Origin of the sequence: Glutamicibacter nicotianae (assembly GCF_002797775.1) — a bacterium.
Taxonomy (GTDB): domain Bacteria; phylum Actinomycetota; class Actinomycetes; order Actinomycetales; family Micrococcaceae; genus Glutamicibacter; species Glutamicibacter nicotianae.
Genome location: NZ_PGEY01000001.1, coordinates 2085211 through 2097778, shown reverse-complemented (window position 1 = coordinate 2097778; position 12568 = coordinate 2085211). Strand labels below are relative to the sequence as shown.

The 12568-nt window shown below is 60.5% G+C and carries 10 protein-coding genes; 9 read left to right on the top strand and 1 reads right to left on the bottom strand.

All coding sequences use genetic code 11. The features are described from left to right. The first annotated feature begins 1 nt into the window (after window position 1). The 7 genes from gcvT (at window position 2) to ATK23_RS09730 (ending at window position 8703) form a co-directional block, all read left to right on the top strand. Window positions 2-1129, top strand: a complete 1128-nt coding sequence (gene gcvT / locus ATK23_RS09760) for a glycine cleavage system aminomethyltransferase GcvT (RefSeq protein WP_066141251.1) — start codon at window positions 2-4, stop codon at window positions 1127-1129. Between the two features lie 60 nt (window positions 1130-1189). Continuing rightward, window positions 1190-1570: a glycine cleavage system protein GcvH gene (gcvH, locus tag ATK23_RS09755; protein ID WP_038993761.1), complete on the top strand. Its 381-nt coding sequence runs from the start codon at window positions 1190-1192 to the stop codon at window positions 1568-1570. After that, the gene (gene glyA / locus ATK23_RS09750; protein WP_066141248.1) at window positions 1570-2892 is read left to right on the top strand and encodes a serine hydroxymethyltransferase; all 1323 of its coding nucleotides are present in this window, start codon (window positions 1570-1572) and stop codon (window positions 2890-2892) included. Before gcvH ends, glyA begins: the two co-directional genes overlap by 1 nt. A 188-nt stretch (window positions 2893-3080) precedes the next feature. Beyond that, on the top strand, window positions 3081-4490 hold the full coding sequence (locus tag ATK23_RS09745) for an L-serine ammonia-lyase (protein ID WP_066141240.1): 1410 nt from the start codon (window positions 3081-3083) through the stop codon (window positions 4488-4490). A gap of 417 nt (window positions 4491-4907) precedes the next feature. Further along, a complete protein-coding gene (gene mgtE, locus ATK23_RS09740) occupies window positions 4908-6263 on the top strand; it encodes a magnesium transporter (RefSeq protein ID WP_066141239.1) in 1356 nt (451 codons plus the stop codon). A 59-nt stretch (window positions 6264-6322) separates the two neighbouring features. After that, window positions 6323-7432, top strand: a complete 1110-nt coding sequence (locus ATK23_RS09735) for an NADH:flavin oxidoreductase/NADH oxidase (protein WP_066141237.1) — start codon at window positions 6323-6325, stop codon at window positions 7430-7432. A gap of 140 nt (window positions 7433-7572) precedes the next feature. Beyond that, window positions 7573-8703 carry a baeRF2 domain-containing protein gene (locus tag ATK23_RS09730; RefSeq protein WP_073707992.1) on the top strand — a complete coding sequence of 377 codons (1131 nt, stop codon included), beginning with the start codon at window positions 7573-7575 and terminating at the stop codon, window positions 8701-8703. Between the two features lie 89 nt (window positions 8704-8792). On the opposite strand, the gene ATK23_RS09725 is transcribed toward ATK23_RS09730, so the two are convergent. Then, the gene (locus tag ATK23_RS09725; protein ID WP_066141230.1) at window positions 8793-9884 is read right to left on the bottom strand and encodes a CPBP family intramembrane glutamic endopeptidase; all 1092 of its coding nucleotides are present in this window, start codon (window positions 9882-9884) and stop codon (window positions 8793-8795) included. A 235-nt stretch (window positions 9885-10119) separates the two neighbouring features. Here ATK23_RS09725 and ATK23_RS09720 point away from each other — a divergent pair, with 235 nt between their 5' ends. Both ATK23_RS09720 and ATK23_RS09715 read left to right on the top strand, forming a co-directional pair. Continuing rightward, window positions 10120-11373: a YibE/F family protein gene (locus ATK23_RS09720; protein WP_066141404.1), complete on the top strand. Its 1254-nt coding sequence runs from the start codon at window positions 10120-10122 to the stop codon at window positions 11371-11373. Window positions 11374-11441: 68 nt separating this feature from the next. Further along, the gene (locus ATK23_RS09715; RefSeq protein ID WP_066141229.1) at window positions 11442-12497 is read left to right on the top strand and encodes a metal ABC transporter solute-binding protein, Zn/Mn family; all 1056 of its coding nucleotides are present in this window, start codon (window positions 11442-11444) and stop codon (window positions 12495-12497) included. Window positions 12498-12568 lie beyond the last annotated feature (71 nt).

The window sequence follows — 12568 nt, the reverse complement described above, 5'->3', positions numbered from 1 at the left end:
GATGACTGAGACTACCCAAGCACTCAAGCGCACCGCACTGCACGCCCAGCATGAAGCTTTGGGCGCGAACTTCACCGACTTCGGCGGCTGGGACATGCCGCTGAAGTACGGCTCGGAACTGGCAGAGCACAAGGCCGTGCGCTCCACCGCCGGCCTGTTCGACCTGTCCCACATGGGCGAGGTCTACCTCACCGGACCGGAAGCCGGCGTCGCGCTGAACACCGCGCTGGCAGGCAACCTGAGCATCATGAAGGTCGGCAAGGCGAAGTACTCGCTGATCCTGAACGCCGAGGGCAAGATCATCGACGACCTGATCGTCTACCGCCTGGAAGAGGAGAAGTTCCTCGTCGTGCCGAACGCCGGCAATGCCCCGGTGGTCGCCGCCGAGCTGGCAGCCCGCGCCGCTGATTTCGACGTTGTCGTAGATGACGCATCGGGCCGCCAGTCGCTGATCGCGGTCCAGGGCCCGAACGCCGAGGCGATCGTGAGCAAGCTGGCCGCCGACGAGGCAACCGCCCAGGCCGTCGCAGAGCTGAAGTATTACGCGGCTGTGAAGCTGGTGCTCGGCGGCATCGACGTGCTGCTGGCCCGCACCGGCTACACCGGCGAGGACGGCTTCGAGCTGATCATCGAGAACGAGGATGCGGCAGCCCTCTGGGAGAAGACCGTTGAGGCAGGCAAGGACCACGAGCTGGTTCCTTGCGGCCTGGCCGCCCGCGACTCCCTGCGCCTGGAAGCCGGCATGCCGCTGTACGGCAACGAGCTGTCCCTGGAACGCACCCCGTTCGATGCGGGCTTCGGCCCGGTGGTTTCCTTTAAAAAGGAAGAGAACTTCGTGGGCCGCGAGGCACTTGAAGCGCTGCGCGGCACCACCCCGCCACGCAAGCTCGTGGGCCTCAAGGGCCTGGGCAAGCGCGCCGGCCGCGGAGGCTACTCCATCGTCAAGGACGGCACCGTCATTGGCGAAATCACCTCCGGCCAGCCATCGCCAACGCTGGGCTACCCGGTGGCGCTGGGCTACATGGATGCCGAATTCAGCGCAACCGGAACCGAGCTGGAGGTCGATCTGCGCGGTAAGACTTTGCCATTTGTCGTAGTCGAACTGCCGTTCTACACCCGAGCCAAGTAACGTTAAACATCAGTAGGGCTAAGCTAAGCGCCCGCTAATTCCCTTGGGAGAGGAAATACCGTGAGTAAAGTTCTTTCGTCATTGCGCTACTCGGCTGAGCACGAGTGGATCGATGCATCGTCCCCAGCAAAGATCGGCATCACCCAGGTTGCCGCTGACGCCCTGGGCGACGTGGTCTACGTCGACCTGCCAGAGGTTGGCGACACCGTGACCGCAGGCGAGACCTGCGGCGAGGTCGAGTCCACCAAGTCGGTCTCCGACCTGTACTCGCCAGTGACCGGCACCATCGTTGAGGTCAACCAGGAAGCCGTGGACAACCCGGCGATCCTGAACGAGGATCCATACGGTGCCGGCTGGCTGTTCACCGTTGAGGTCACCGAAGAAGGACCGCTGCTCTCGGCAGCAGATTACGCAAGCGCGAACGGTGGAAACGTCGAGTAATGAGCAACCAAACCTTTGAAACCGTTGCCTCGAGCTCGCTGACCCAGTCGCTGGCATCGCTGGACCCGGAGGTGGCGCAGCGTATTGACGCTGAGCTGGCTCGCCAGCAGCGCGGCCTGGAAATGATCGCCTCGGAGAACCACACCGCGCAGGCCATTATGCAGGCGCAGGGTTCGGTGCTGACCAACAAGTACGCCGAGGGCTATCCGGGCCGCCGCTACTACGGCGGCTGCGAGGAAGTCGACGTCATCGAGACGTTGGCGATTGAGCGCCTCAAGGAGTTGTTCGGGGCGAAGTTCGCGAACGTGCAGCCGCATTCCGGTGCGCAGGCTAATGCCTCGGTGTACCACGCGCTGGTGCGTCCGGGCGATACCGTCCTCGGGCTGAACCTGAACCACGGTGGGCATTTGACCCACGGCATGAAGCTGAACTTCTCGGGCCGCTTGTTCAACATCGTGCCTTACGGCGTGGATGAGGAAACGTACCAGGTGGACATGGATGAGGTGGAGCGCCTTGCCGTTGAGCACCAGCCGAAGATGATTGTTGCCGGCTGGTCGGCGTACCCTCGCCAGCTGGATTTCAAGCGTTTCCGCGAGATTGCCGACAAGGTTGGCGCGTACCTGTTCGTGGATATGGCGCACTTCGCTGGCCTGGTGGCCGCCGGGTTGCACCCGTCGCCGGTGCCGCATGCCCACGTGGTGACCTCCACGACGCACAAGACGTTGGCTGGTCCGCGTGGCGGCATCATTCTGTCGAATGATGCGGAGATCGCGAAGAAGCTGAATTCTGCGGTGTTCCCTGGCCAGCAGGGTGGTCCGTTGGAGCATGTGATTGCGGGCAAGGCTGTGGCGTTCAAGATTGCTGGGTCGCCGGAGTTCAAGGAGCGCCAGGAACGTACCTTGGCTGGGTCGAAGATCTTGGCTGAGCGTTTGACCCGGGAAGACGTTGTTGCCAAGGGCATCAGCGTGCTGACTGGTGGCACCGATGTGCATCTGGTGCTGGTGGATCTGCGTGACAGCGAGTTGGATGGCCAGCAGGCTGAGGATTTGCTGGCGCAGGTGGAGATCACGGTGAATCGTAATTCGGTTCCGTTTGATCCGCGTCCGCCGATGGTGACTTCGGGCTTGCGTATTGGTACTCCGGCGTTGGCGACGCGTGGTTTCTCCGAGGCTGCGTTTGCTGAGGTTGCGGAGATTATTGCGCAGACCTTGATCGCTGGTGCCGACGGCAATACGGCTGCACTGCCAGAGCTGAAGGAACGTGTTCTGGCGTTGGCTGAAGCCCACCCACTGTACCCGGACCTGCCAAAGGTTTCCGAGTAGCAGCAAGCTAGTGAAGATGCGGGCCCGGAAGGTGGAATTAGGCGCTTTCCGGGCCCGCAGTCTCTCACCATCCAAAGTTCCACCAGCCGCGGCGATACCTGCGGCGGCCCGGGGGGAGTTTGGAACCACACTTCATAGATCCGGAGCCCAAGCTCTCGGATTACCCAAGTTCTAAGGATGTGACCCGCATGGCGGTTAGCGTATTCGATCTTTTCTCGGTTGGCATCGGACCATCTTCCAGCCATACCGTGGGACCAATGCGTGCAGCGCACGCATTCATTGCCCAAGTAATCCGAGAAGGCCAACTGGACGCACTGGAAAATATCCGTGTGGACGTCTATGGATCCCTGGCCGCTACCGGCCGCGGCCACGGTACCTTCACCGCCATCATGCTCGGGCTCGAAGGCTTCGAACCTGAAACGGTGCTGCCAGCACAGGTCGATGAGCGCCTGGCAGACATGGAAGCCACCGGCGTGCTGCGCTTGGCCGAACAGCTGGGCCAGCGCAAGGACCTGGACTACAAGGTCGAGGACATGATCCAGCACCCGCTGACCGTGCTGCCGCGCCACACCAACGGGGTAAAGTTCATTGCCCTGGATGCCGAAGGCAATGAAATCGTCAACGAGACCTTCTTCTCCGTCGGTGGCGGCTTCATCGTGCGCGAAGGCGCCGAAGACCGCATCGAGAAGAACCTCGAGGAGAAGCTGAACAAGCAGCCCTACCCGTTCACGACAGCAGCCGCACTGCTGGAGCATGTGAAGGAAACCGGCTTGTCCATTGCCGAGATCATGATGGCCAACGAGGAAACCTATCGCACCCGCGAGGAAATCCGATCAGGACTCATCCACATCTACGAAGTGATGGAAGGCTGCAAGGACTCCGCGCTGGAACGCACCGGCGTGCTGCCCGGCGGCCTGAAAGTCCGCCGTCGCGCCCCGGAATGGCATGAACGCCTGCGCAAGGAAGATAAGGACCGCGATCCGGTCTACTGGCAGGAATGGATCAACCTCGTCGCGCTGGCAGTCAATGAGGAGAACGCCTCCGGCGGACGGGTTGTCACCGCCCCCACCAACGGCGCCGCCGGCATCATCCCGGCAGTGCTGTTCTACGCCACCCACTACGCGCCAGGCGCGAAGTACTGGAACGAGGATGAAAAGCACGACGCAGTCGTACGCTTCCTGCTCACTGCAGGCGCCGTCGGCGTGCTGTACAAGGAACAGGCATCGATTTCCGGAGCGGAAGTCGGCTGCCAGGGCGAAGTCGGTTCGGCCTCCTCGATGGCCGCCGGTGGCCTGGCCGAAATCCTTGGCGGCACCCCAGCCCAAGTGGAGAACGCCGCGGAAATCGCAATGGAACACAACCTGGGACTGACCTGCGATCCAATCGGCGGCTTGGTCCAGATCCCATGCATCGAACGCAACGCCATTGCTGCTTCGAAGGCAGTGAATGCGGCGAAGATGGCACTGATGGGCGACGGCGAACACCACGTCACCTTGGACGAAGTCATCATCACCATGCGCGAAACCGGCAAGGACATGAGCGACAAGTACAAGGAAACTGCCATGGGCGGCTTGGCCGTGAACGTGGTGGAATGCTGATTTCATAGCACCGCGAGAACCAAGTCCAGGAGGCCTGCACCGCAGGCCTCCTGGACCATTTAAACGTGATATCGATCCCCAAAGCGGGCATTTCCCAGCCATTGCTGATAGAACTTGGTCAAGGCCCGATGCGCGTGAGCGCAAACCGATTTCGAGGAGGTGAGCGTCGTGGACGACAGTTCAAGTCGATCTATGCCCACGAACTCACCTGGGCGCTCATAGCCGAAGCTGCCGAATAGGGCTGCATCCTGCCATGGGAGTCCCATGAGTTCGTGACACCTGCACATGTCACGGGCGCAGAAACCTGCACGCAAATACTGACTGATTTATCTCCCTGTCTTCACGGGGTGCTCCAGCGGTGAGAATTTGCTGGCAGGCTTGTATTCCTGCGCCAAATGAACCATTTGGACCCACATCATGATTTCTCCAGAAAAGGTAGACTTATCTACTATTTCGCGCTCCTTGTGCTCCCACCTCAACCACGGCGAATTCCAGCAAGCAGCACGGCTGCTGGGGGAGCTGCATACCGCTGAGGCTATCGAGCACCTTGAAGCGCTGGATGCCACCGAAGCAGCCTTGGCCTACCGCCTGCTCGACAAGCAGGCCGCCCTGCTTCTCTTCAAGGACCTCGACGCTGAGGTGCAAGCCGAACTGATTCGGGCGCTGCAGTCAGAAGCAGTGGTCGATGCCTTCTCCCAGCTCTCCGCCGCACAACGGGCAGCACTGCTCGATGAGTTGCCAGCCATCGTGGCAACGAAACTGCTGGCAGGTGCATCGAAGGCCAAACGCCAAGACATCGGAGCCCTGCTGGGCTATCCCGAAGCAAGCGCCGGCAGGGCGATGTCCCCGGACTTCATCGCCACCCATCCGCAGCTAACCGTGGCAGAATCCCTGGCACGCATCAGCAAGCGTTTCGCGCATTGCAAGGACGCGCAGCACATCTTGGTGATCGATGATGAACGCAGGCTGCTTGGCACCATCACGCTCAGCGAGCTGCTCGTCGAACCGGGCACGATGACGGTCGCAGAATTGTGCACCCCTGGCCCCAGCGTCCAAGCCTGCGAGCCGGAGGAAAGCGCAGCACGATTGGCCGTGGGGCGGAAGGCAGGGGTGCTCCCGGTACTTGATCGGGAAGACCGCCTGCTGGGCGTGCTGACCTTGCCCATGGCGCTCGGGATCCTGGAGGATGCCGAGGAGCGACGCACTGCGAACGATCCCGAGCCGGAACCGCTCGTCCGCCCGTACCTGGGTACGCCGCTGCGCCAACTGGTGAAGGCGCGGATCATCTGGTTGCTGGTCCTTGCGATTGGTGCCACTTTGACCGTCAAGGTCCTCGCCAGTTTCGAGCAGACGCTTGAATCGATGGTGGTGCTCAGCTTGTTCATCCCGCTGATTGTGGGCATTGGCGGGAATACCGGCAACCAGGCGGCGACTACCGTTACGCGTGCGCTGGCGATGGGGGAGGTGCGGGGCCGCGACTTTTGGCGGGTGCTGATGCGTGAGGTGCGTATCGGGGCGATCTTGGGATTGAGCCTTGGCCTTGTCGCCCTGTTCTTGGCCGGGCTCATTTTCGAACCCAGCATCGGATTGGTGATTGGCACCAGCCTCGTGGCGCTATGCAGCATTGCGGCCGCTGTTGGCGGGGTGATGCCGATCATCGGAAAATTCTTCAAGGTCGACCCTGCGGTATTCTCCAATCCCTTTATTTCAACGTTCGTGGATGCCGCTGGGCTGATTGTCTACCTCTCTGTGGCGGTACTGATTCTCGGCTAGTTTGACCTGGCACTGGGGGTGCGCGGAATAAATTCGCGCACGCCAGCGTCGTAACTGGTATGCCTCAAAGCAAGCTATTTACTGAAATTACCGTTCCAACCCGCAGCGGCGAAGGCCTGAAGCTGCGCAACCGCGTGGTCCTCCCGCCGATGTGCCAATACTCCGTGGAAAAACACGACGGCGTTCCAACGACCTGGCACCTGGCTCATCTGGGCTCCATGGCGCATGGCGGATACTCGCTGGTCATCGCCGAAGCAACAGCGGTGGCAGCTGAAGGCAGGATCTCGGACCGCGACACCGGTTTGTGGAATGACGAGCAGACTGAGGCCTGGAAGCCGATTACAAAGTACATCCGCTCACATGGTGCAGCCGCTGGCGTGCAGCTGGCGCATGCCGGCGCGAAAGCCTCGACCTATGGTTGGCTCAAGGAGTTCGAAGAGGCCGGAAAAATTGGCAGCATCAGCGATGAAGAAGGCGGCTGGGAAACCTTCACTTCCACTCCAAGCGAGCTCTATGGACTGAAGCCGGCTACCGAGATGACTGTGGAACAGATCCAGGACTCGGTTCAGGATTGGGCTGACGCGGCCAAGCGCGCAGACGAGGCAGGATTCGACCTGATCCAGATCCATGCGGCCCACGGCTACCTGGTGCACCAGTTCCTCTCGCCGCTGTCCAACAAGCGCACGGATGAATACGGCGGCAGCTTCGAGAACCGCACGCGGTACCTGCGTGAAATCATCAAGGCGGTGGCAGCCGTGTGGCCGGAAAACAAGGTCTTGGGCATCCGCTTCTCGGGGGAAGACTGGGTAGACGACGGATGGGGTATCGCTGACACGATTCGAATCGCCAAGGAGCTCTACGGCTACGGTGTTCGCCATTTCGACCTGTCCAGCGCCGGCATCGGCAAGTTCAAGGGTCCCTCTGGTCCCGGATACCAGGTGCCGTTGGCCCAAGCAGTGAAAGACTCACTGCCGCAGGATGCCTTCGTCACCGCGGTGGGCGTGATCACCGAGCCGGTGCAAGCTGAGCACATCGTTGTGACCGGGCAAGCCGACGGCGTGAGCATCGGACGCGCCGCTCTGGGCGACCCGCAGTGGGCCAACCGTGCGGCGAAAGAACTCGGAGCGCCGCTGGCATTCCCTGCCCAATATTGGCGCGGCCGCTGGTAGATACTTGCTGTCATGCTGATTTCATCCAAACAACGACATAGTTTCTGGTTACCTCTTCCAGCCACTGAATAGTGATGTTAGGTTAGTGCCACGGATCTAGTCGCACCGCGGCCAAGGCTCGCGTGCGGAAGGGAGTCAGCATGGCACTACGCGCGGATTCTAACGGAATCGACGCTTCGCTTTATCGGAGAAACGGCTCGTGGAGCACCGCCCTCGTGGACGCATCGTTGGGAACCACTGCGGCCCAAGAAGCCGCAGATCGGCTTCCGGACGACGTAGCCAAGCTGCTCAAGAGCCAGCAGGCACAGCCGGACGATGTCCAAGCACTGATCGGCGCACTGGAACCAGCCGAGGGCTTGCGAGCACCCGTAGCAAGATTCGTCGCCGTTCATGACGGCGAAGTCGTGCTCAACGAAATCATCCCAGGACTCAAGGTCCAAACTCCATCGGTGGATGTGGGTCCATTCCCGAACTTCACAGCGCTGGCTCGCGCGCGTGGCGGTTCGTTCTCCTACCTCGTAGCCGAAGTCAGCAAGGACGGAGGTGAAGTGCACCTCTATAACACGGCGTCCCCTGAACGCCTCGGCAGCCGTGGCATAGTCGGATTGCCCGAGGAAATCCACCATGCGCGCAAGGTGCCCGGCGAATATGACCAGCCGAAGGCCCAGGCAGCCGCCGATGAGATGGTACGTCGAAATGCTGATGAGGTCGCCGGCCTGATCAGTGAGATGTCCGCCGAGAACTACGTTCGTCTGGTCATTCTTTCCGGCGATATCAAGGCTCGTGAAATAGTGCTCGGGGCACTTCCGGTGGCACTGAAGGAATACGTAGAAGTCATCGACTCGCATACGCGTACCGGAGGCGCGGACGCCAAGCAGGTCGATGCCCAGATCACCAAGCTGGTGGAGGAGGTCAAAGCCAAGGATCTGGCTGAATTGGAGTCGAAGGTTGCCGCCCAGTCCGGCAACGGCCGAGCGCAACTGGCTGTCGGATTGAATGAAGTCGTCACTGCACTCCAATCGGCGCAAGCTGAAATGGTGCTGGTTGGCCAATATCAAAGCGAGCATACCCTGCGCGCCTTGAGCGCAGAACCGTGGATTGCCCATCAAGATGGGGATGACCATGCAGAGTTGGTGGTCGGCGAGTGGCCAGCGCCGGAAGTGCTCTTGCGCGCGACTGCGCTGACGGACGCCAGCATCCGATACGTACCGGAATCGATGATCCCTGACGGAGCAGGAATCGCGGCCTTGCTGCGCTGGGCCAAGTCCTGAAGAAGCGCACTAAATGAAATTGCAGTAAACGAAACGATCCGCACAGGAGCTCCTGTGCGGATCGTTTTTGCGCTTGAGCCGCGTGAATCCTAGCGGTCCGACGGGTCGGGTGCCCGCGGCGCTGGTGGGGAATCCATCGGCGGATTGCCGGCGTGTGGCTGCTGCTCTGGCTGATATGCCGGAGGAGCCCAGTATGGCTGGTTAGGGCGAAGCGGCGGCTGGTTCATTTGCCAAGGTTGCAGCAACGGCCGGCGGTCTGCAACCGGGATTGGGCCCGCCGTACGAGCGATGCCCTGCCTATCGGCAAGCTTCACCAGCATGAAGGTCAACAGGGCCATGAAGCACACCGAGAAGACTAATGAAACCGGGTTGGATTCCGTGGCGTTCAGATCGACAAGGCCGACTGCGCCGAGCAGGAACAAGAACGTGTTGTTGATGATGTGCATGGCCATCGCCGCTTCCAGGCCGCCGGTGCGCCACGTCAGATAGCCTGCCGCGATAGCGAAGGCTGCCACATCGAGAAGCCCCCAGATATCGTAGAGGTGGCCGATGGTGAACAGCGGCACCGGTAGCAGAATGGCGAACAAGGGATGCTTCAGCCAGCTGCCGATGACCTGCATGAACGCACCGCGGAAGACGAGCTCTTCGGCTGCGCACTGGAACGGTGTCAAGAGGATAACCAGCAGCGCATAGAACAGCGGATCCGTGGGCAGGCTGCTGGCAGGCACCGGCTCGGACGCGCCAATTCCCACTGCGCCCAGCCCGAAATTCACCCCGAAATACAAGGCGAACAAAACGGCGCTGGCAGCCAACGCCAGGCCGAACCATCGCCAGCGCAATTTGCCGGTGACCGAAATCAACTGGCCGACAGGCTTAGGTCCGATAAGCAAATAAGCGAAAAAGACCGCAGGGATCATGATGATCAATGAGGCCATGGTCATCGAGAAGTCCGTCGCCGAAGCCATATTCAGCATTGGATCCATGAGGAATTGGTCGGGGGCCTCTTCAGGATTATCGGCAGCCCACGTCATCGGGTTCAAGAGCAGTGCGGCGAACATCGCCAGCATTGCAATGAGCAAAGCTGCGAGGTAGAAGCCAATGCCGACGCCGGAGAACGCCAGCGGACGCCACCAGCGATAGTTCGCACTGCGTCTCATCAGGCGATGGAACTGATAGCTCATTTCACCTTCGGCGCCTTGCGGCGCGGGTGGAAAATTCATTGGCAAGCTCATGGCTCAATTCTCCCGTTTCGCGATGCTGGAAAGCATGAACCTTGCGGAGGATTTATCGCGTCATCCTTTTGAGCGTCCACGAACAGCGCGGGAAGACGCGGACTGCGTCCATATGAAACTCCCAGGGGCAAGCTCTTAGACTTGGTAAGGACGATTCGCCTTTATTGATTTGGAGCAGCGCCACGTGGGCCATCATCACCATGACGAACCGATTTTGCAGGATCCCAAGCGCCGGCGGCGTGCCTCGATCATCCTTTGGGCTCTGCTTGCGCCCATAGGTGCGTTGGCCATGGTCATGGTCATCCTGTTGTGGCCGCAAGGCAACTACGACAAGTTCGCCCTCAACGGAGCCATGGATACTACCGGTGGAGCGACGATGGAAGTTGGCACAGTTACGCGCAGCGCCATCCAGGATTGCCCTTCGTCCCAAGGATTGGAAGAAGTAGGCGGCAAGGTGCTCGAATGCCAGGTCACCTATGTGATGCCTGAATCCGGTGGCGCTGAAATCCAGTTGGAGATCCCGCCGGAAATGCTGCAATCACGGGATGCGCGCGCGGGCGACAGCATCCGCTACCTAGATCTTTCCACGGTCGACACCACCAGCGGAAGCCCGTACGTGTTCGTTGACTTCGTGCGCACGTTGCCCATGGCACTGCTGGCCATCGCCTATGGCGTGGTGGTGGTGCTCGTCGCCGGTTGGCGCGGCACCCGGGCCATGATCGGCCTGATCGGCGGCATCGCCTTCATGATCGTCTTCATGGTTCCGGCCTTGCTTGAAGGCGGCAATCCGGTCTTGGTGGGACTCACAGGCTCTACCGCCATCATGTTCGTCGCGCTGTATTTCGCCCATGGACTGAACGCGAAGACATCCACAGCGCTGCTGGGAACGCTCTTCGGTCTTGCGGTGACTGCAGGGATGGTGCTCTGGCTGACCGATGCGGCCGCGTTGACCGGGGCCAATGATGAATCGGCAATCACCTTGTCGACGGTGGCCCCGCAAATATCCTTGCCTGGCTTGCTGATCTGCGGTGTCCTGGTCGGCGGCATGGGTGTGCTCAATGACGTGACGATCACCCAATCGGCCACCGTGTGGGAACTGGCAGAGAGCACGCCGAAGTCCTCGGCCAGGGAATTGTTCTTCCGCGGAATGCGCATCGGCCGCGACCATATCGCTTCGACCGTTTACACCATTGCTTTCGCCTATGCTGGTGCGGCCCTGCCAGTCTTGGCTATTGCCGCATTGAGCAACCAGAGTTTCGGGGTCACCCTGGGCTCCGGCGCCATGGCCGAAGAGGTCATCCGCATTCTGATCGGCTCCATTGGATTGGTCCTGGCAATTCCGGTAACGACCGCAATTGCGGTCATGGTCGTGAAGGCGACCGGCACCGGCGGAGCCCACGGCAAACGCTCCTTGCAACGCGTGGGTTCCGTCGCCTAGGTGCGAACCATTCTCATATGTAATGTAGAATAGTTCTCAATAGCGATCCGATTTAGATGGAGACACCCATGAAGAACCACCGCTCGCTGCTCGCAGCAGCTGTAGCCCTGCCTGCTGCTGGACTGATCCTCGCCGGATGCGGTAGTAGCACGGCCAGCGAATCAACGGAAGCGGATTCTGCTGCGATCAGCGTAGTGGCCACGACGAACGTCTACGGACAGATCGCCCGTGCCATTGGCGGGGAGAGCGTGGAGGTCAGCGAGATCATCACTTCGGCCGCACAGGATCCGCATTCCTACGAGCCAACAGCCCGAGATAAGCTGGCGATCTCCAATGCCACGCTGGTGCTGGCCAATGGCGGAGGATATGACCAGTTCATGGACTCCTTGGTTTCCTCGATTCCAGAAGGCAAGGCTGGCGAGATCACGCTCGTGCACGCAGTGGATTCCTCGCCGGTAGCTGAGGAATCGGAAGCAGCCGGGCATGAGGGCGAGAGCGCTGAAGAGCATGCGCAGCACGCCGAAGAGGATTCGCATGAGGGCGAAAGCGCTGAAGAGCATGCGCAGCACGCCGAAGAGGATTCGCATGAAGGCCACGACCACGCGGCCTACAACGAGCACATCTGGTATGACCTGGAATCCATGGGCGACCTGGCTGATGCGCTGGCTGAATCCTTCGGAAAGGCCGATAGCGCCAACGCCGAGCAGTACCAGCAGAATGCGGCTTCCTTCAACGAAGGAATCGACAAGCTGGAGCAACAGCTCGAAACCGCGAAGCTGGATGGCAAGAGCTTCGTGATGACCGAGCCGGTACCATTCCACCTGCTGCATGCTGCAGGCATGGAGGATGCCACCCCGGAAGGGCTGAGCGAAGCCATTGAAGAGGGCGAAGGCATTGCAGCGATAACCATGAAGAAGGCCGAAGACCTGCTTTCCGCAGGCGACGCCGACATGCTGGCCTATAACGTGCAGACTGAAGGCAGTGAAACCAAGGCGCTGAAGAAGAGCGCAGAGCAGGGGCAGATCCCCGTGGTTGACTTTGCAGAAACCATCCAGGATGACTCCAGCTACCTTGAATGGATGGAATCCAACATTTCCGACTTGGCTTCCGCGATCAACGGCTAAACCTACGTAGACTAAATGCATGGCATTGTTCTCTTCCCAGATAACTCAAGCGACAGGTAAAGCACGCTCCC